The sequence below is a fragment of the Nocardiopsis coralli genome, assembly GCF_014892575.1.
Classification (GTDB): Bacteria; Actinomycetota; Actinomycetes; order Streptosporangiales; family Streptosporangiaceae; genus Nocardiopsis; species Nocardiopsis coralli.
This window is the reverse complement of record NZ_JADBGI010000015.1, coordinates 44,963-63,789: the sequence shown is the minus strand read 5'-3', so window position 1 is coordinate 63,789 and position 18,827 is coordinate 44,963. Positions and strand designations below refer to the sequence as shown.

Sequence of the window (18,827 nt, the reverse complement as noted above, 5' to 3'; positions counted from 1 at the left end):
ACCGCCCCGAACAGGGGTCTGTGAAAACCGAACGCTGTTCGTTAACGTTGCGCCATGGACGCCGCGCGCATCTACGCCAACACCCAGAGCCGCCTGTTCGACCTGGCCTCCGGCCTGACCGAGGAGCAGGCCGACGCCCCCGTCCCGGCCCTGCCCGACTGGACGGTCACCGAGACCTACGCCCATCTCGCCGGGATCTGTTCCGACGTGCTCAGCGGGGCCCTGACCCCGCCGGCCACCGACACCGTCACCGCACGCCAGGTCGCCGAACGCGCACACCTGGACGCCGAGGAGATCTGCCAGGAGTGGAAGGCCGAGACCCCCGCCTTCCTGGACCTGATCTCCACCCAGCAGCGCACCCGCTACCGCCTGCCCGTGGTCGACATCTGGCACCACGAGAACGACCTGCGCGGGGCACTGGACCTGGGGCCGCAGACCGAGGACACCGACCAGCTCGCCGACTTCACCATCGGCGGCCTCGCCAAGGGGTGGAGCCCCGAGCTGGCGTCGGTCCGCGTCGAGGCCACCGACACCGGCCGGACCTGGACGCTCGGCCAGGGCGAGGACCTCATCTGGCGCGCCCCGCTCTTCGAGCTCGCCCGGGCCGTGCTCGGCCGCCGGAGCCGAGGCCAGGTCGCCGCCATGGACTGGAGCGGGGACCCCGCGCCCGTCCTGGAACACCTGTCCGCCATGCCCTTCCCCGAACGCGACCTGGCGGTCTGAGCGCCGGCAGCAGCCTGCCCCGCGGCCCCGGCCGGCCGCGGGGCGCTGCGTTTTGCCGCGTCGGCAACAGACCTTGAGGCCCGAGCCGTGCACGGGCACCGTGGATCCCGCGCCGCCGCACACGGCAGGCGGGACACCGACGACGGGGGAGTGGGCTCGTGTCCGACGCAACGTATGACCGCAACTACTGGGAAGAGCGCTACTCCGGCCACGGATCGGACCACCGCGGGGGCCACGGGCACGGTGCGCTCGAGGCCAACCCGCACCTGGCCTCCGAGACCGCGCCTCTGGAACCCGGGAGCGCCCTGGACGCCGGTTGCGGCACCGGGACCGACGCGCTGTGGCTGGCCGGGCAGGGGTGGCAGGTCACCGCGGTCGACATCGCCGAGAACGCCCTGGAGACCGCGCGCGCCCGCGCACAGGAGCTCGGCGCACCCGTCGCCGGGCGTGTGCACTGGCAGTGTGAGGACCTCACCACCTGGCAACCGCCGGCCGGCGGGTACGCACTCGTCTACTCCCACTACGTGCACACCGACGCGCCCTACGCCGACCTGTACCGGCGCCTGGCCGCGGCCGTGGCACCGGGCGGGACCCTGCTCGTGGTCGGGCACCACCCCGACGGCCTGCACGGCGACGCGGCGCACGCCGGTCACCACGGCACGCAGTTGACCGCGCAGCAGGTCGCCGACCTGCTCGATGCGGGCGAGTGGACCGTGGAGACCGCCGACGCGCGCGTGCGCACCGCCACCGTCGGCGACGGGCGCGAGATCACCCTGCACGACGCCGTCCTGCGGGCCCGCAGGAACACCGGCCGGTAGGCGATCCGTACTGCGCGCCCGGGCGGCGTCAGTCGCGCCGGTCGGGCAGGTAGGGGATCCGGTCGATCGCACGCACCTCGCCCACCGTCGACCACTCGTTGCGGCCCAGGCGCGCGAGCGGGCGCAGGAGCTCCACGTCCGGGTGCCCGCCCGAGGTCAGCGCCGCCTCGTCCACGGCGGCGTTGACCACCCGGCCGAAAACCACCGTGGAGTTGCCCAGGCGCAGCGTCGAGTGCAGCGTGCACTCCAGCGCCGCGGGGGAGCCCGACACCCGCGGCGGGGCCACCAGGCTGCTGGCCTCGCGCTCCACACCCAGTTCGTCGAACTCGCTGGTGTGCGGGGGGTAGGGGGTGCCGCTGGCGTTGACCTGCTCCTGCAACCACTCGGGTGCCAGGTTCACCACGAACTCGCCGGTCTCCTCGGCGTTGACGAGGGAGTCCTTGCGGCGCACCGACGTGAACTGCACGATCGGCGGTTCGACGCAGGAGACGGTGAAGAAGGAGTGCGGGGCCAGGTTGTCGACACCGTCGGCGGAGGTCGTCGAGACCCAGGCGATCGGGCGGGGGACCACCACGGCCGTCATGAGCTTGTAGAAGTCGCGGCCGGAGAGGTCCTGCGGGGTCCATTCTGTACGCATCACGGTCCATTGTCCCGTGTGTGGCGGGGGTTCGGGGGCATACTCGCCGCATGGACCTTGTCACCGCCGACGACGTGCGTGCCGCGGCCACCCGGATCGACGGCCTGGTGGTGCGCACCCCTTTGACCGCGGGTCCCGGAACCGGCCCCGGTTTCTGTCTCAAACCCGAGAGCCTGCAGCCCACGGGCGCGTTCAAACTGCGCGGCGCCACCAACGCCGTCGCCCTGCTCGACGCGGACCGGCGTGAGCGCGGCGTGGTCACCCATTCCTCGGGCAATCACGGGCTGGCTCTGGCCACGGCGGCCCGCGCCCAGGGGGTGGCCTGCACGGTGGTCGTGCCCGAAGGTGCGCCGGAGGTGAAGGTCGAGCGCATCCGTGCCGCCGGGGCCCGGGTCGAACTGGTCCCGGTCGAGGAGCGCCTCACGCGCGCCCGGCAGCTCGAGCAGGAACAGGGCCTGCAACTGGTGCCGCCGTTCGACGACCCGGCGGTGATCGCGGGTCAGGGCACCGTCGGTCTGGAGATCCTCGAGCAGTCCCCGGAGGTGGAGACCGTGGTGGTGCCGGTCGGGGGCGGGGGTCTGGCCTCGGGTGTGGCGACCGCGGCGCGCACCGTGCACCCGGGCCGGGTGCGGGTCGTGGGGGTGGAGCCGGAGTTGGCGGGTGATGCCGCTGAGAGCCTGCGCCTGGGTCGCCGTGTGACCTGGCCGGCCGAGCGCACCGGGCGCACCATGGCCGACGGGGTGCGCACCGGGTTGTCGGACCTGACGTTCGCGCACCTGGAGGCCCGGCTGGAGGGCATCGTCACGGTCACCGAGGACGAGATCGCCCACGCGGTGACGGCGCTGGCCCGCGGGTCGCGTCTGGTGGCCGAACCCAGCGGGGCGCTGGCGGCCGCCGCGGTCCTGTCGGGCCGGGTCGCGGATGATCCGGAGCGGCCCGGGTCCACCGTCGCGGTCGTCTCCGGCGGCAACGTGGACCCGGCCCTGTTCGCCCGTTTGGTGGCCACCGGCTGAGGGCCGGGGGCACAGGTGCGTCAGTCGGTGGAGCGTTCCGAGTGGCCCAGGGGGCGGTCGGGGGCGACGCGGTCGCGGACCAGGCGTTTGATGTCGGCGGCGTCGGTGAAGGCGGCGTCGCTCTTGCGCGACCACACGACCTCACCGTCCACGCGCACCTCGAAGACGCCGCCGGCGCTCGGGACCAGCGCCACCTCGCCGAGTTCGGCCTCGAAGGTGGTCAGCAGCTCCTGGGCCATCCACGTGGCGCGGGGCAGCCACCGGCAGCGTGTGCAGTACTCGATCTCCAGCCTGGGGCTGTGGGGCTCTTGTGACACGGGTCCAGTATGCCGGTCGGCCTGTGGCGTTGCGGAAGCGGGGCCCGGGGCCGGTTCAGGGGTGGCTCGGCTCGCGCCCGTTGGCGGCCACGGCATCGGTGGGGGCGTGGGCGACCAGTTCCTCGGTCCCGCGCAGGTCTTCGGGGAACTCGGCGGTCTCGGCGGCCGGTTCGGCCTGTGGCCCCCGTGCCGGTGCGGTCCCGGCCGACGCAGCGGCTGCGCGGTCCTCGCGGCGGCGCATGGCCATGTCGGAGACGATGGCCAGGCCGAAGGCGATGACCAGCGCGGCGATGACCGCCAGCACGGTGAGCGCGGTGCCGATGGACGTGGGGTCGATCATGAGGGGCTCCGGGGGTCGGGTTCGCGCCTTCCCCACCAACCGTAATAGGTGTTAACTTTCAAACCCACTGTTCGCGGTAGTGAACTGCGTCATATCCCCGGCGGTGGGGCGCGGGCCGCGAACGCCGCGGGCCCCGCCCTTCGATGAGGACGGGGCCCGCGCAACGGGAAGGACGTGCTCAGAGGATCGAGCCCGGGCTGTAGGAAGCCGCCTCCGGGTGGGCGGCCACGACCTCCCCGACCCGCTCGACCACCGAGGCGACCTGGTCGGCGGCCGCGCCCGTGAACGTCAGACGGTCGGACAGCAGCGCGTCCAGCTCGGCCCGGTCCAGCGGGAAGCGCTCGTCCGCGGCCAGCCGGTCCAGCAGCTGGTTGTCGGCGCCCTCCTGGCGCATCGCCAGAGCCGAACCCACCGCGTGCTCCTTGATGACCTCGTGCGCGCTCTCGCGGCCCATGCCCGCACGCACCGCGGCCATCAGCATCTTCGTCGTGGCCAGGAACGGCAGGTAACGGTCGAGCTCGGCCGAGACCACCGCGGGGAAGGCCCCGAACTCGTCCAGCACGGTCAGCATCGTCTCGATCAGGCCGTCGAAGGCGAAGAAGGCGTCCGGGAGTGCGACCCGGCGCACCACCGAGCACGACACGTCGCCCTCGTTCCACTGGTCGCCGGCCAGCTCGCCCGTCATCGACGCGTACCCGCGCAGGATCACCGTCAGGCCGTTGACCCGCTCGCACGAGCGGGTGTTCATCTTGTGCGGCATCGCCGAGGAGCCCACCTGGCCCTCGACGAAGCCCTCGGTCACCAGTTCCTGTCCGGCCATCAACCGGATCGTCTTGGCCAGCGAGGAGGGGCCGCCGGCCAGCTGCACCAGCGCCGTGACCGCCTCGAAGTCCAGGGACCGCGGGTAGACCTGGCCCACGCTCGTGAACCGGTGCGCGAACCCCAGATGCCCGGCCACCTCCTGCTCCAGGGCGGCCAGCGCCTCGCGGTCGCCGCCGAGCAGGTCCAGCATGTCCTGTGCGGTGCCCACCGGGCCCTTGATGCCGCGCAGCGGGTACCGGGCGATGAGTTCGTCCAGGCGCCCGTAGGCCACCAGGACCTCGTCGGCGATCGAGGCGAAGCGCTTGCCGAGCGTGGTGGCCTGGGCCGCGACGTTGTGCGAACGCCCCGCCATCACCGTCTCGCCGTACTCCGCGGACAGCCGGCCCAGCCGCGCCAACAGCGCCACCGTGCGGTCCCGGGCCAACAGCAGGCTGTCGCGCACCTGCAGCTGCTCGACGTTCTCGGTCAGGTCGCGCGAGGTCATGCCCTTGTGCACGTGCTCGTGCCCGGCCAGGGCGTTGAACTCCTCGATGCGCGCCTTGACGTCGTGGCGGGTGACACGCTCGCGCTCGGCGATCGAGGCCAGGTCGACCTGTTCCAGGACCTTCTCGTAGTCCTCGACCACACCGTCGGGCACGTCCACACCCAGACGCTTCTGGGCCCGCAGCACGGCCAACCACAGCCGCCTCTCGGCGACCACCTTGTATTCGGGGGACCACAGCCGGGTCAGCTCAGGGGACGCGTACCGGGCGGCCAGGACATCGGGGATCAGCGGTTTCGCACTCACGTCGGGCCATCCTAGCGGGCCCCGGCCACCCGCCGACGCGCAGGTCGCACCGCACCGGCGGGGCATACCGGGGCGGGTGGGGCAGGCCCTACCCGAGAACGGTGGCGCGACCGATTCCCGGCGCCGCCCCCGCTCTCTAGCGTGGAACGCATGAACGAACGCACCGACACCGACGCCGCCCCGCGCGGGCGCCCCTACGCCCCGGACACGGTCCTGCGGGCCATGGTCCGCCCCCGGTTCCTGCTGACCGCCTGGCCCTGGCGCGCCCTGGCCTTCACCGCGGGCAGCATGGTCGTGCTCGGTGTGCTCGCCACGGTGGCCGGGCCCCTCTACCTGCCCTGGGCGCTCTCGCTCGGGCTGGTGCTGACCACACCCGACACCTTCTTCGGCGGCGCCGGCGTGGCCCTGGTCCTGAGCGGGCTCATCATGGGAGCGCTCTTCGGGCCGATGGTGGGCATGGTACTGGGCGCCGTCGACCGCTGGCGCCTGGGGCTCATCGACGACGACGTGCCCCCGAGCGGGCACCGGCCCGTCACCGAACCCGGCCCCGGGGTGTGGCTGCGTGTGCGCTACACCGAGGCCGCCACCTGGCGCGAGGTCGCCCACGTCGCCCTCTCCCCGGTCGTGCTCGTCCTGACCGCAGTCGTCGTGAGCAACCTGGTCATCCTGGCCGTGATCCTCGCCGCGTCCCCGCTGCTGCTCACCACACCGGGCGAGGCCGTCGCGCTCGGGCCGGTCACCCTGACCACGCCGCAGGAGGCGCTGCCCTACGCCCTGGCCGCACCGGTCGTGCTCGTGGCCGCCCTCTATGCCAACGCCCTGCTGGCCGGGGTGCACGGGCTCATCACCCGCGCGCTGGTCACCGGCCCTCCCCCCGAGGAACTGCGCGCCGAGCTCAGTGAGGTCACCGACTCCCGGGCCCGCCTCGTGGGCGCCTTCGAGTACGAGCGCCGCAGGATCGAACGCGACCTGCACGACGGCGCCCAGCAGAAGCTCGTCGCCATCCAGATGGACCTGGGGTTGGCCCGCCTCGACCTGCAGGAGGACAGTGAGGCCGACCGGCGGGTGGCCGCCGCCCACGCCCGCACCGGCGAACTCATCGACGACCTGCGCGAACTCGTACGCGGCATCCACCCGCGCGTGCTCGTGGACCGCGGTCTGCCCGCCGCCCTGGGCGAGTTGGCCGACCACAACCCCGCGCCCGTGGCCGTGCGCACCGACCTGCCCCACCGCCTGCCCGCCCACGTGGAGGCCACCGCCTACTTCGTGGCCGCCGAGGCCCTCACCAACGCCCACAAACACACCGAGGCCCGCAACGTGACCGTGCACGCCCGCGTCGACGGTCTTCGGCCCCGCCAACGCCTGACCCTGGAGGTCAGCGACGACGGCCCCGGTGGCGCCGACCCCCGCAGGGGCAGCGGGCTCACCGGCATGTCCGACCGGGTCGCCGTCATGGGCGGCACAATGGAGCTGTCCAGCCCTCCGGGCGGCCCGACCCGAGTACGAGTGGAGCTTCCGTGCCAGACCGACCCGACCCCGCAGACACCGTGACCGCGGTCCCGACCGTGCTCGCCGAGGACGGTGTGCTGTTGCGGGAGGGGCTCGTGGGGCTCCTGGAACGCTTCGGGTTCCCCGTCGCCGCCGCCGTCGGGGACGCCGGAGCCCTCGCCGAGGCCGTGGCCGAACACCGCCCGGCCCTGGTGGTCACCGACATCCGTATGCCGCCCGACCACACCGACGAGGGCCTGCGCGCCGCCGTGGAGCTGCGCCGTTCCCACCCCGGGCTCGCAGTCGTGGCCCTGAGCCAGTACGTGGAGCTCAGTTACGCCTCCGACCTGCTCGACTCCGGCGACGGGGCAGGGGTGGGTTACCTGCTCAAGCAGCGCGTGGGCGACGTGCGCGAGTTCGCGTCGGTGCTGCGCCGGGTCGTGGAGGGCGGCACCTTCGTCGACCCCGAGGTCGTGCGCCAACTCCTGCGCCGCAGCTCCGACCCGCTGGAGCGCCTGACCGAGCGTGAACGCGAGGTGCTGGCGCTCATGGCCGAGGGGCACTCCAACGGGGCCATCGCGCGCAGGCTCGTGGTCAGCGACGCCGCCGTCGGTAAGCACGTCGGCAACATCCTCGCCAAGCTCGACCTGCCGCCCGACGACAACATCCACCGCCGGGTGCAGGCGGTGCTGGCCTACCTGCGGGCCTCGGCCGACCGAGGGGCCGGGAGGTAGCGCCCGGTCACCGACGCGGTGACCGAGGGCAGGCCGGCGGGGGCGCCCGCGTACACGATGCGGCCGCCGTCCTCGCCCGCGCCCGGGCCGACGTCGATGACGTGGTCGGCGCGGGCGATCACCCGCAGGTCGTGCTCGACCACGACCACGGTGGCGCCGCCGTCCACGAGCTCGTCGCACAGGCCCAGGAACCGTTCGACGTCCTGCCCGTGCAGGCCGGCGGTCGGTTCGTCGAGCACCAGGCGCAGGTTCCCGGGGTCTCCTGCCGCGGCCAGGTGCCGTGCGAGCAGGAGCCGTTGGCGTTCACCGCCCGAGAGTGTGTCCAGGCCGCGGCCGATCGCCATGTGTCCGAGCCCGACGCGTTCCATCCACCGGAGCCGTCGCTGCGCGTCCGGGGCCTGGTCCAGGACGGCGGCGGCCTGTGCCGGGGGCATCGCCAGCACGTCGGCGATCGTGTGCCCGTGCAGGGTCGCGGTGAGCGCGGTCGGTGCGAACCGGGTTCCGCCGCAGGCCTCGCAGGTGGTGCGCACGTCGTCGAGGAAGGCCAGGTCGGTGACGATCACCCCCTTGCCGCCGCACTGCGGGCAGGCCCCGCGCCCGTTGGCGCTGAACCAGGAGAGGGCAAGCCCGCTCGCCCGGCCGAAGGCCCTGCGCAGCGGTTCGGCCACCCCGAGCACGGTCGCGGGGGTCGAGCGCACGCCCCCGTGCAGTGGGCCCTGGCCGACCACGTGGAATTCGGGGTGCCGGTGCGGCAGTTCCTCGGCGACCAGTGTGCTCTTGCCCGATCCGGCCACGCCCGAGACCGCGGTCAGCACCCCGAGGGGGACGTGCACGTCGACCCCGCGCAGGTTGTGCCGGCGCGCACCGGTGATGGCCACACTGCCGTGCGGGGTGCGCAGGTGCTGCCGGAACCGGATCGGGGTGTTCAGGGCCCGGGCGGTCGCCGTTCCGCTCCCGTCCAGCGCGGTGGGCGGGCCCTCGAAACAGACACGGCCGCCCTCGGCGCCGCTGCCCGGGCCCAGCTCCACGACGTGGTCGGCGCCCAGCACGAAGACGGGGTCGTGTTCGACCACGAGCACGGTGTTGTGTGCGTCGCGCAGCCCGGCCAACAGCCCCAGCAGACGGTGCACGTCGTGGGGGTGCAGCCCGGTGCTGGGTTCGTCCAGGACATAACAGGCGTCACTGAGGGCGCTGCCGAGGTGGCGCACGAGCCTGACCCGCTGCGCTTCGCCGCCCGACAGCGTGGACGAGCCCCGGGACAGGCTCAGGTGGCCCAATCCGACCGCCTCCAGGGCATCCAGGCGTTCCCGGAGCGCTCGTAGCAGCGGCGCCACCGAGGGGTCGTCCACCGCGGCGGCGACCTCGCGCAGGTCCCGCACGGGCAGCGCCGACCAGTCCGCGATCGAGCGGCCCCGGACGAGGCTCGCGCGTGCTGCGGCGTGCAGCCGGGTGCCCTCGCACTCCGGGCAGGTCCGGCGGGTCACGACACGCTCCAGCGCAAGGCGTTCCTCCCGGGTCAGGCGCGTGGGTGTGCGGCGCAGGTAGGAGTCGCGCAACCGGGGCAGTACCCCGTCGAAACGGCCGTGCCCGGGGTAGGCGGGCCCCGGTGAGGTGAGCGGCAGGTCCCGCGCGTGCAGGAGTGTGTCGAGCGCGTCCTCGGGCAGTTCGGCCAGGGGGACCCCGGGATCGACGATCCCCGAGTGGACCAGGCGCTTCCACCGGTAGGTGCCGGGCGCGAAGGCGGGAAAGTCCACCGCGCCCCCGTGCAGGCTCCGGGACCGGTCCAGCAGTCGCCCGAGGTCGATGTCGTCGACGGTGCCGAGCCCTTCGCACCCCGGGCACATGCCCGCGGGGTCGTTGAAGGAGTAGGCCGGGGAGAAACCTGCGCCGGGACGGCCGATCCGGGAGAACAGCAGACGCAGGAGCGGCGCGGTGTCGCTCGCCGTGCCCACCGTGGAGCGAGCGTTCCCGGTGAACCGGCGCTGGTCCACGGTCGTGGTGAAGACCAGGCCGTCGACGCGGTCCACGTCCGCCGCCGGGTGCTGGGGCAGGCGGTTGCGCACGAACGCGGGGAAGGCCCCGGTCACCAGCCGCTCGGCCTCCGCGGCGACCGTGTCGAAGGCCAGCGACGACTTGCCCGAACCCGAGACGCCAGTGAAGACCGTGAGCCGGTGTTTGGGCAGGCGCACCGAGACCTCCCGGAGGTTGTGCGTGCGCGCGCCCTCCACGGTGATCCACCGGCCGCGGTCGGCCCCCGAGCCCTGTGTCTGTGCCATACCTGCAGGCTAGGATCGGATGTGGCAGGTTTCCGGCCACAAAAAAGGGGGGTGGCGGTCGGTGTCCACACCCAGGGGGCGGGTGCTGCGGTTGCTGTCCCTGCTGCAGTCCGGGCGGCAGTGGCCCGCCGCCGAACTCGCCGACGCGCTCGGGGTTCCGCCTCGCACCCTGCGGCGCGACATCGGCCAGATCCGCGCCATGGGTTACCCCGTGCAGAGCGCCCGCGGGCCGGGCGGACACTACCGTCTCCTGGCCGGATCCACCCTGCCGCCCCTGATGCTGGAGGACGACGAAGCGGTCGCCGCCGTGCTCGGGCTGGGCCTGGCGGCCTCGGGCGGTACCGGTGTCGAGACCGAGGAACCCGCCGACCGTGCCCGCACCAAACTCCGCCGCATCCTGCCGCCCCGACTGCGCCGCACGGCCGACGCCGTCCGCGCCGCCGTCGAGTTCGGCCCCGCCGAGGAACCCGGCATCGACCGCCACCTCCTGGACACCGTCGTCACCGCGGTCGACGCCCACCGGTACCTGTCCTTCGACCACGACCCCGGGACCGGGCCCGCGCCGCGCACCGTCGAACCCGTGCGCCTGGTCCGGCTCCGCAGGCGCTGGTACCTGTACGCCTGGGACACCGGACGCGACGACTGGCGGGCCTTCCGCCTGGACCGCATGTCCGCCCCGCGCGTGAGCGGGGACCACTTCCTGGCGCGCCGGCCGCCCGCCGACGACCTCGCCCACCACCTGCAGGAGCGGTTCCACGGGCCCAGGAGCGTGCGTGTGGTGCTCACCCTGGACACCGGCATGCACGACGCGGCCGCGCGCCTGCACCGCATCGACGGCACCCTGGAGCCGCTCGGGGAGCACGGGTGCCGCTACACCGCCCACGTCGACTCCTTCGAGTGGCTCACCGCCGTGCTGGCCGCCTCCGACATCGGGTTCCGCGTCGAGGAACCGGCCGAGTTCGCCCGGCACCTGGAACACACCGCACGCCGACTGCTCGGCGCGAGCCGCCCCGACCCCGACGACCGCCCGGCAGGCCCCGTAGGCCCGGATCCGGGGAACTAATGTGGAGAGCGGCGCGGAACCCCGGAGGAGGAAGCCTGATGGAGCCCACCGCCGCCGCACCCGACAGCGTCACCTGGAAGGTCCACCTGGACCGCACGATGTGGATCGCCGGCGTCCGCGCCCTCATGCTCCAGGCGCTGCACCCGGTCGCGATGCGGGGCGTGTGGCAGCGCTCCGACTTCCGCGAGGACCCCACGGGCCGGCTCCTGCGCACCGCGCACTTCGTCGCCGTGACCACCTACGGCAGCCCTGACGAAGCCCGTGAACTGGGCGAACGCGTGCGCCGGGTGCACAGAGCCCTGACCTTCACCGACCCCGACACCGGCCGCACCCACCGCGTCGACCAGCACGACCTGCTCGTGTGGGTGCACTGCGCCGAGGTCTCCTCCTACCTGGAGACCACCGTGCGCGCCGGGCTGCGGCTCACCCCGGCCGAATGCGACCGCTACATCGACGAGCAGTCCCGCACCGCCGAACACGTGGGGCTGCACCGCGACGACGTGCCCCGCGACACCGCTTCCCTGCGGCGTTACCTGGCCAGGGTGCGCCCGCAGCTGCGTGTGACGCCCGAGGCCGGGCAGGCGGTGCGGTTCCTGCTCCGGCCCGACGTGCCCGAACACCTGGCCGCCCTCGCCCCGCTCCGGCCGCTGTGGTTCCCCTTCGGTGCGCTGAGCTACTACACCCTGCCCGCCTGGGCCCGCCACGCCTACCGGATCCTGCCCGAGGTGCCCGGCGCCCCGACCGCCACCACCGAGGGTCTGCGCCTGCTGCGCGCGGGTCTGCACCGCATCCCCGAGCACCACTACAACCGGATCTTCGACGAGGCAACCGTGCGCAGCGCCGACGAGGCCAAGAAGCGCCTGGTGGCCGCCGGGTACCGGATCGAGGAGGGCTTCCGCGTGCGGGGACGGCCCGGCGCCGTCCCCGCAGGTACTGGGGTTCGGCGCTAACGCCCCAGGACGCGGCGAAGGGCGCCCAGAACCAGCTCGGCCCGGTCCAGGCGGGCGTTGTGGCCCATGAGGCCGATGCGCCACACCGAAGCGGCGTAGGGCCCCACCCCGGCGCCGATCTCCAGGCCGTAGTCGCGCAGCAGCTGCTCGCGCACCTTGCCCGAGTCCACGTCCTCGGGCACACGCACCGACGTCAGCTGCGGCAGCCGGTGTCCCTCGGCGGCGAACAGATCCAGGCCCATCTCCTGCAGGCCTTCGCGCAGCCGGGCGCCGGCCGCCTCGTGCCGCGCGGCCACGGCCTCGGCGCCCTCGGACTCGATGCGCTCCAGCGCCGCGTCCAGGGAGGCGACCATCGAGGTCGGTGCGGTGTGGTGGTAGGCGCGGCCGCCCGGGCCGCCGCGTACGTAGGCCCCCAGCAGCCCGAGGTCGATGTACCAGACCGGCGGGGACTGCACCCGCCGCTCCCAGGCGCGCTCGGAGAAGGTGAAGGGCGCCAGGCCCGGCGGCACACCCAGGCACTTCTGGGTGCCGGAGTAGGCGATGTCCACCTTCCACTCGTCCAGTTCCATGGGCATGCCGCCCAGGGAGGTGACGCAGTCGGCGATCAGCAGGGTGTCGTCGGAGCGCTCGCGCAGGGCCCGGCCCAGGGCGCCGATGTCGCTGACCGCACCGGTGGACGTCTCGGCGTGCACCGCGGCCACCAGCGCGGGGGAGGGGTGGGCGTCCAGGACTCGCTGGACGTCCACCGGCCGGCCCCACTCGTGGTCGACACGGACCACCTCGGCGCCGTAGCGTCCGGCGACCTCGCACATGCGCTCGCCGAAGAGTCCGTTGACCGCGACGACCACCGTGTCACCCTTGCGCACGGTGTTGGCGAAGGCCGTCTCCATGCCGAGGGAGCCGGTGCCGGAGAGCGGGAGGGTGAGCGGGTTCTGGGTGCCCCACAGGGAACGCAGGCGATCGCAGACGCGTTCCAGCAGGGCGATGAACTGGGGATCCAGGTGGCCGAGCAGGGGTGCCGTCGAGCCCAGAGTCGCCTCCGGGTAGGGGTTGCTGGGCCCCGGCCCCAACAGGGTGCGTTCGGTGACTGACATGGGCACACCCTAGACAAGTCACTCCGGGTTCTGGTGCCAGGGGGCGCCACCGGCCGCGGACGGTGGTGCCGTCCCCTGGTCAGCGCACGTACGCCAGGAGTTGCTCCCCGGCCAGGGCCAGGCCGAGCGCGATCATGACCAGGCCGGACAGCAGCCCGACGGCGCGTGCCGCTCGGGGCCGTTCGGTCAGCACAGCGCCGACCCCGAAGGCGACGCCCGAATAGATCACCGCGCAGGTGAACACGTGCACCAGGCCCAGGGCGACCATCTGGGCACCCATCGCCCACGCGCCGCCGGGGTCGGTGAACTGGGGCAGGAGCGCCAGGAACAGCAGCAGGAGCTTCGGGTTGAGCATGCTGACGCCCGCCCCCTTGGCGAAGGTGCGCGCCCTGCCCGCGGGTGCGGCGGGCTCGCTCGTGTCCTGCGCCGGGGAACGCAGCAGGGACGTGGCGCCCAGCCAGAGCAGGTAGAGCGCCCCGATCAGCGTCAGCGCGGACATCGCCGTGTCCGAGGCGGCGATGAGGGAAGCGACCCCCGCGGCCACGGCGAAGGTCGCGGCCAGGTGCCCGGTGAGCATGCCCGCGACCGCCGGAAGGGCCCCGCCGGGGCGCACCGCCGAAGAGATGGCGTAGGCCCAGTCCGCCCCCGGTGTCAGGGCCAGGAGCGCCGAGACACCCCAGAACGCAGCCAGCAACGACCCCTCCACGCGTGCCCACCCCTCACGGTTCCACCACGGCTCATCTCGTCCGGAAACAAGATTATTGGAGAAGGCGCGAAATGTGTTTCGGGATCTCTTGCTGATTCCCTTCAATGGTGCAAGCATCTTCCGCATGGACGCCATCGACCGGAATATTCTTTCGATCCTCCAGGAGGACGGGCGGGCGACGATGACGGACGTGGCCTCACGCGTGGGGTTGAGCCTGTCCGCCTGCCACCGCCGTTTCCGCGACCTGGAGGCCGGCGGGGTGGTCCGCGGCTACCGGGCCGACCTCGACCTCGACCTGCTCGGGGTGCCCTTCGAGGCCCTGGTGTTCGTGACCCTGAACGCCGGGGACCGGGCGGCGGTCGTCGCCTTCGAGGAAGCGGTCGCCGAGGTCCCCGGCATCGTCCAGGCGCACCGTCTGTTCGGCGACCCCGACTACCAGATCTACGTCGCCACCGCCTCCAAGCAGCACTTCCAGGCCCTCTACGACGAGACCCTGCTCCAGCTCCCCGGTGTCCAGCGCCTGAGGTCGACCTTGATCATGAAGACGGTCGTGGAGCACCGCGCACCCCTGTGAACCGGCCGACGGCAGGACCGGGGCTCAGGCCTCGGGGATGGGGAACCCGAAGTCCTCCCGCGTGAGCGCCTCCGGGGCCGGTCCGCCGCGGGTCCCGGTGTCCAGGGCGTCGATGGCGGCCAGCTCCTCGGCGGTGAGCTCGAAGTCGAAGACGCCGAAGTTCTCCGCGATGCGCGAGGGCGTGACCGACTTGGGGATCACCTGCCGGTCCTGTTGCAGGTGCCAGCGCAGCATCACCTGGGCGGGGCTCTTACCGTGCGCGCGGGCGATGCCGTTGACGACCGGGTCCTCGAGCGTGGAGCCCGTGGCGCCGTCGCGGTAGAAGGTGATACCGCCGATGGGCGACCAGGCCTGGTTGAGGACGCCGTGTTCGGTATCGAGCGAGAGCAGGTCGGACTGTCGGAAGTAGGGGTGCACCTCGATCTGGTTCACCGCGGGAACGACGTCGGTGGCCCCGATGAGGTGCTCCAGGTGCTCGGGCATGAAGTTGCTGACGCCGATGGCCCGCACCTTGCCGTCGGCCAGGAGCCTCTCCAACGCCTTGTAGGCGGCGATGGTGCGGTCGAACTCGCCGGGCAGGGGCTGGTGGAGGATGAACAGGTCGATCCGGTCGATGCCGAGTTTGCCGGCGCTCTTGTCGAAGGCGTGCAGGGTCTCGTCGTAGCCGTAGTCGCTGATCCAGACTTTGGTCTCGACGAAGACCTCGGAACGGTCGAGGCCGGAGCCGCGGATCGCCTCGCCGACCTCCCGCTCGTTGCCGTAGGCGGCCGCGGTGTCGATGTGGCGGTAACCGGTCGAGAGCGCGCTCCGGACGGAGTCGACGGTCTGCTCGGGCGGTGTCTGGTAGACGCCGTAGCCGATGGCGGGGATCTCGACCCCGTTGTTCAGCGTGAAATGTGTGATCGCCATCGGGCCACGTTAGGCCCCGCGCCCCCGTGTGAGGCAGGTACTGGCAGTACCCGTGTCGCAGGTGCCGCCTCCGGGCCGCGGGCCCGGACCTGGGGCCCCGGCAGTCCCGGCCGGCGGAGGTAGCGTGGAAGGGGTGCACCCGAGCACCGCTGCGAACCGGGAGGTGCGCGCATGAAACGCCGGGTCCGCCAGTACAGCCTCGTCATGGGCGTGTGTGTCCTGCTCTTCGCCGCCTCGGCGCCCGTGTACTTCCTCTTCGGCACCGGATGGGCGGTGGCCATGTGCGTGGTCGCCTCCGTGCTGCCGCCCGTGGCGATGACCCTGGGCAACCTCGCCGACCCCGACGACCCCCGGGACCACGACGCCGTCTACGGGCCCAACGCCGAACCCCGAGACGAGGACCATCCCGAGGGCCCTGCACCCCGCTGAGCCGCGCCGCACGTGTGAGCGGACCGACCCCGCCTGCGCGTGGCGCACCGCAACGGCCGCGCATAGGATTCCCGGCGGACCACGCGGGCACCGGGGCGGTGTCCGAGGCGAGCGAGGGAGCAACGACGAGGTGACCACCACCGGTACCGGCGCCGGCCGGCCCAGCACTGCCGCACCCGAGTCCGCGCCGCGCATCCTGACGGTCGAGCACGACGACCCGCGTGTGGACGGGCTCCTGGCCGGGCTGCTGGAGGAGTACACCCAGCGCTACGGGGCCGACGGCGCCGCGTACGAGCTCTCCCGCTACCCCGTCACCGAGTTCGTCGCCCCCGACGGGCGCATGGTCCTGGTCGAACTCGACGGTGAGATCGTGGCCGGAGGGGCCGTGCGCCCCTACCGCGCCGACCGTTCCCAGGAACCGGGAACCGCCGAGCTCAAGCGCATCTGGACCTCGGACCGCCACCGCCGCAAGGGGCTGGCCCGCGCCGTCATGGGAGCGCTCGAACAGGCCGCCCGCGACCTCGGCTACACACGCGTGGTCCTGTTCACCGGCCCCTCGCAGCCCGAGGCCGTCGGGCTCTACGACCGCCTCGGTTACAGCCGGCTCGACCCCGCCACGGTCGACGACCTCCCATACCCCAAGGCCATCCCCTTCGCCGCCGAGCTCTGAGCGCCCTCGCGGGGGAGCGGGGATCAAAGCGGGCCGGGCCGGTGTTATGGCCGGTGGTATGTCCCGCGCACGGCCCCTGCGGCGGCCCGGGGCCTACGATGGGACACGGCCGCCACCAGCGGCACCGCCCCCGCACGAGCCCGCACACCCCACGAGGAGAGAGCCCACGTGAGCGACCAGCAGCGCCCCGGAGACCGAGCCGACGCCTTCGTGTTCACCCCCCGCAAGAACGGTCAGTCCCAGTCGGTCTCCGACGAGCTGGCCGCGTGGATGAGCACCGGGTGGGCCGACACCGAACTGCGCGACCTGGACCCCATCGAGCAGGCCCCGCACACCGCACGCCGCCGCGCCGCCCTCGGTGCCGCCTTCCCCGGGGAGCGCCTGGTCGTGCCGGCCGGACAGCTCGTCACCCGCTCCAACGACACCGAGTACCCCTTCCGTGCGGCCACCGACTACGCCTACCTCACCGGTGACACCGCCGACGGCGGCTGCCTGGTGCTGACCCCGAACGCCGACGGCGGGCACGACGCGGTCCTCTACCTGAAGCCGCGCTCGGACCGCGAGAACGGCGAGTTCTGGCTCGGTCAGTACGGCGAACTGTGGACCGGCCGCCGCAACAGCCTCCAGGAGGCCTCCGCCCTGTTCGCCGTGGCCACCGCCGACGTGCGCACCCTGCCCGAGGCCCTGCGCTCGGGAACCACGGCCCTGCGCGTGGTACGCGGCCACGACGCCGACGTGGACGCCCTCGTCGACGAGGTCCGCGGCGACACCGACAGCGAGGCCAAGGCCAAGTCCGCCCGCCTGGACACCGAACTCGGGGTGGCCCTGGCCGACCACCGCCTGGTCAAGGACGAGTGGGAGGTCGCCCAGCTCCAGCGCGCCGTCGACGCCACCGTGCGCGGCTTCGGCGACGTGGCCGCAGCCCTGCCGCAGGCCCGGGACACCTCCGAGCGGTTCGTGGAGGGCACGTTCTTCCTGCGCGCCCGCGTGGAGGGCAACGACGTCGGTTACGGCACCATCGCCGCCTCCGGTGCCAACGCCACGACCCTGCACTGGACCCGCAACGACGGCTCGGTCCGCGAGGGCGACCTGCTGCTGCTCGACGCCGGCGTGGAGACCACCACCCTCTACACGGCCGACGTCACCCGCACCATGCCGGTCTCGGGTACCTTCACCGACCTGCAGCGCAAGGTCTACGACCTGGTGTACGCGGCCCAGGAGGCCGGCATCGCCGCCGTCGCACCCGGGCGCCCCTTCGGCGACTTCCACAAGGCGGCCCAGCGTGTGCTCGCCGAGGGCCTGGTCGAGTGGGGGCTGCTGGAGGGCCCGGTCGAACGGATCCTGGAACTGGGCCTGCAGCGCCGCTACACCCTGCACGGCACCGGCCACATGCTCGGCCTGGACGTGCACGACTGCGCCGTGGCCCGACAGGAGGCCCACCTCTACGGCGAGCTGGAGCCCGGCATGGTCCTGACGGTCGAGCCGGGCCTGTACTTCCAGCCCGACGACCTCACCGTCCCCGAGGAGCTGCGCGGCATCGGCGTGCGCATCGAGGACGACGTGCTGGTCACCGAGGAGGGCCGCACGGTCATGTCGGCCGGGCTGCCGCGCTCCTCGGCCGAGGTCGAGGCCTGGCTGGCCGAGCGCCTGCCGCGCGCCTGATCCACCCTCCCGCGGCCGCGCCGCGGGCCCTTGCACCGTGTGGGCCGTCTCCCGTCGTGGAGGCGGCCCACACGTGTGTGCGGTCTCAGCCGGCGAGCAGGTGGGTGTAGGCGCCGCGGTGCTCGGGCCGCAACAGGCCGCCGAACATCAGCGCGGTCTGGGTGCGCACGTAGTCCTGCAGGTCGTGGCTGTGCTCGAAATACCAGTACTTCAGCGCCCACCCGTGGGCGAGCAGCAGCAGGTCGTAGGAGCACAGCTCCACGTCCACGTCCCTGAACAGGCCCTCGTCGATGGCCTCGCGCAGGCACGCACGCAGCGGGCGGCCGGTCTCGACCTCGGCGCTCTTGATCCGGGCGCGCCCCTCGGTGCTGAGCGTGCGGCTCTCGCGGTAGGTGAGCACGGCGGCGTGGCGGTGCTCGTCGATGATGGTGCAGTAGGCGGCGAACGCGGCGGCGGTGCGTTCGACCGGGTCCGGGCCGGCCTTGTCGATGGCCTCGGGCACCTGGGAGGCGAAGGCGTCGAGCACGCGCCAGATGACGGCGAGCAGGACCTCGTCCTTGCCGCCGAAGTAGCGGTAGATGAGGCCGACGCTGACCGAGGCCTCCTCGGCCAGGGCCTGCATCGAGACCCCGTGGAAACCGTCGCGTTCCATGAGGCGGGCCGCGGCGGTCAGGAGCTGGTGGCGGCGCTGTTCGGCCCGCGCCGAGCGCGCTGCCTCCGCCGGTGAACCGGTGTTCATGTCAGGTGAAGTTACGTTCACTCCCGTGCACTGTCAACGCGGCGGAGGTCTTGACACCCGAGTTATGTGAATCTAG

The 18,827-nt window shown here is 72.9% G+C and carries 20 protein-coding genes; 11 read left to right on the top strand and 9 right to left on the bottom strand.

Annotated features, from left to right (window positions below; all coding sequences use genetic code 11):
* Positions 1-54 precede the first annotated feature (54 nt).
* Both IDM40_RS17495 and IDM40_RS17490 read left to right on the top strand, forming a co-directional pair.
* Positions 55-723, top strand: coding sequence for a maleylpyruvate isomerase N-terminal domain-containing protein (locus IDM40_RS17495; RefSeq protein WP_193123087.1), 669 nt, complete (start codon positions 55-57; stop codon positions 721-723).
* Positions 724-881: 158 nt separating this feature from the next.
* The gene (locus IDM40_RS17490) at positions 882-1,541 is read left to right on the top strand and encodes a methyltransferase domain-containing protein (protein ID WP_193123086.1); all 660 of its coding nucleotides are present in this window, start codon (positions 882-884) and stop codon (positions 1,539-1,541) included.
* Between the two features lie 28 nt (positions 1,542-1,569).
* Here the strand turns inward: IDM40_RS17490 and IDM40_RS17485 are convergent, their stop codons facing one another.
* A complete protein-coding gene (locus IDM40_RS17485) occupies positions 1,570-2,178 on the bottom strand; it encodes a flavin reductase family protein (RefSeq protein WP_193123085.1) in 609 nt (202 codons plus the stop codon).
* Between the two features lie 50 nt (positions 2,179-2,228).
* Here IDM40_RS17485 and IDM40_RS17480 point away from each other — a divergent pair, with 50 nt between their 5' ends.
* Positions 2,229-3,191 (top strand): threonine ammonia-lyase, encoded by a 963-nt coding sequence (locus IDM40_RS17480; RefSeq protein WP_193123084.1) that lies wholly within the window; start codon positions 2,229-2,231, stop codon positions 3,189-3,191.
* Positions 3,192-3,211: 20 nt separating this feature from the next.
* On the opposite strand, the gene IDM40_RS17475 is transcribed toward IDM40_RS17480, so the two are convergent.
* From IDM40_RS17475 to purB, 3 genes are all read right to left on the bottom strand, one after another.
* Complete coding sequence (locus IDM40_RS17475) at positions 3,212-3,508, bottom strand: SelT/SelW/SelH family protein (RefSeq protein WP_193123083.1); 297 nt, start codon at positions 3,506-3,508, stop codon at positions 3,212-3,214.
* Positions 3,509-3,563: 55 nt separating this feature from the next.
* On the bottom strand, positions 3,564-3,848 hold the full coding sequence (locus tag IDM40_RS17470) for a hypothetical protein (protein WP_193123082.1): 285 nt from the start codon (positions 3,846-3,848) through the stop codon (positions 3,564-3,566).
* Positions 3,849-4,026: 178 nt separating this feature from the next.
* Positions 4,027-5,457, bottom strand: coding sequence for an adenylosuccinate lyase (purB, locus tag IDM40_RS17465; RefSeq protein WP_193123081.1), 1,431 nt, complete (start codon positions 5,455-5,457; stop codon positions 4,027-4,029).
* A 150-nt stretch (positions 5,458-5,607) separates the two neighbouring features.
* Between purB and IDM40_RS17460 the strand changes: the two genes are divergently transcribed.
* The gene (locus tag IDM40_RS17460; RefSeq protein ID WP_193123080.1) at positions 5,608-7,008 is read left to right on the top strand and encodes a sensor histidine kinase; all 1,401 of its coding nucleotides are present in this window, start codon (positions 5,608-5,610) and stop codon (positions 7,006-7,008) included.
* Positions 6,975-7,679, top strand: coding sequence for a LuxR C-terminal-related transcriptional regulator (locus tag IDM40_RS17455; protein ID WP_193123079.1), 705 nt, complete (start codon positions 6,975-6,977; stop codon positions 7,677-7,679). Before IDM40_RS17460 ends, IDM40_RS17455 begins: the two co-directional genes overlap by 34 nt.
* Here the strand turns inward: IDM40_RS17455 and IDM40_RS17450 are convergent.
* Entirely contained in the window at positions 7,640-9,955 is a 2,316-nt protein-coding gene (locus tag IDM40_RS17450) for an excinuclease ABC subunit UvrA (RefSeq protein WP_216630955.1), read from the bottom strand. The genes IDM40_RS17455 and IDM40_RS17450 overlap by 40 nt on opposite strands.
* A 61-nt stretch (positions 9,956-10,016) precedes the next feature.
* Between IDM40_RS17450 and IDM40_RS17445 the strand changes: the two genes are divergently transcribed.
* Both IDM40_RS17445 and IDM40_RS17440 read left to right on the top strand, forming a co-directional pair.
* Complete coding sequence (locus IDM40_RS17445) at positions 10,017-11,018, top strand: helix-turn-helix transcriptional regulator (RefSeq protein ID WP_328807046.1); 1,002 nt, start codon at positions 10,017-10,019, stop codon at positions 11,016-11,018.
* Positions 11,019-11,056: 38 nt separating this feature from the next.
* Complete coding sequence (locus IDM40_RS17440) at positions 11,057-11,968, top strand: oxygenase MpaB family protein (protein ID WP_193123078.1); 912 nt, start codon at positions 11,057-11,059, stop codon at positions 11,966-11,968.
* Here the strand turns inward: IDM40_RS17440 and IDM40_RS17435 are convergent.
* Together IDM40_RS17435 and IDM40_RS17430 are read right to left on the bottom strand one after the other, a co-directional pair.
* Positions 11,965-13,062 (bottom strand): pyridoxal-phosphate-dependent aminotransferase family protein, encoded by a 1,098-nt coding sequence (locus IDM40_RS17435; protein WP_193123077.1) that lies wholly within the window; start codon positions 13,060-13,062, stop codon positions 11,965-11,967. The two genes, IDM40_RS17440 and IDM40_RS17435, sit on opposite strands and share 4 nt — an antisense overlap.
* Positions 13,063-13,141: 79 nt before the next feature.
* The gene (locus IDM40_RS17430) at positions 13,142-13,756 is read right to left on the bottom strand and encodes a LysE family translocator (protein ID WP_235997703.1); all 615 of its coding nucleotides are present in this window, start codon (positions 13,754-13,756) and stop codon (positions 13,142-13,144) included.
* A 136-nt stretch (positions 13,757-13,892) separates the two neighbouring features.
* Here IDM40_RS17430 and IDM40_RS17425 point away from each other — a divergent pair, with 136 nt between their 5' ends.
* Entirely contained in the window at positions 13,893-14,342 is a 450-nt protein-coding gene (locus tag IDM40_RS17425; protein ID WP_193123075.1) for an Lrp/AsnC family transcriptional regulator, read from the top strand.
* Between the two features lie 24 nt (positions 14,343-14,366).
* Here IDM40_RS17425 and IDM40_RS17420 read toward each other — a convergent pair whose 3' ends face one another.
* Entirely contained in the window at positions 14,367-15,251 is an 885-nt protein-coding gene (locus IDM40_RS17420) for an aldo/keto reductase (protein WP_193123074.1), read from the bottom strand.
* 171 nt (positions 15,252-15,422) lie between these two features.
* On the opposite strand from IDM40_RS17420, the gene IDM40_RS17415 reads away from it, so the two are divergent.
* The 3 genes from IDM40_RS17415 to IDM40_RS17405 all read left to right on the top strand — a co-directional run bounded on the left by IDM40_RS17415 (position 15,423) and on the right by IDM40_RS17405 (position 18,012).
* The gene (locus tag IDM40_RS17415; RefSeq protein ID WP_193123073.1) at positions 15,423-15,680 is read left to right on the top strand and encodes a DUF3099 domain-containing protein; all 258 of its coding nucleotides are present in this window, start codon (positions 15,423-15,425) and stop codon (positions 15,678-15,680) included.
* Positions 15,681-15,810: 130 nt separating this feature from the next.
* Positions 15,811-16,350, top strand: coding sequence for a GNAT family N-acetyltransferase (locus tag IDM40_RS17410; RefSeq protein ID WP_193123072.1), 540 nt, complete (start codon positions 15,811-15,813; stop codon positions 16,348-16,350).
* A 168-nt stretch (positions 16,351-16,518) separates the two neighbouring features.
* Positions 16,519-18,012 (top strand): aminopeptidase P family protein, encoded by a 1,494-nt coding sequence (locus IDM40_RS17405; RefSeq protein WP_193123071.1) that lies wholly within the window; start codon positions 16,519-16,521, stop codon positions 18,010-18,012.
* A gap of 85 nt (positions 18,013-18,097) precedes the next feature.
* On the opposite strand, the gene IDM40_RS17400 is transcribed toward IDM40_RS17405, so the two are convergent.
* The gene (locus tag IDM40_RS17400; RefSeq protein WP_193123070.1) at positions 18,098-18,751 is read right to left on the bottom strand and encodes a TetR/AcrR family transcriptional regulator; all 654 of its coding nucleotides are present in this window, start codon (positions 18,749-18,751) and stop codon (positions 18,098-18,100) included.
* Positions 18,752-18,827 lie beyond the last annotated feature (76 nt).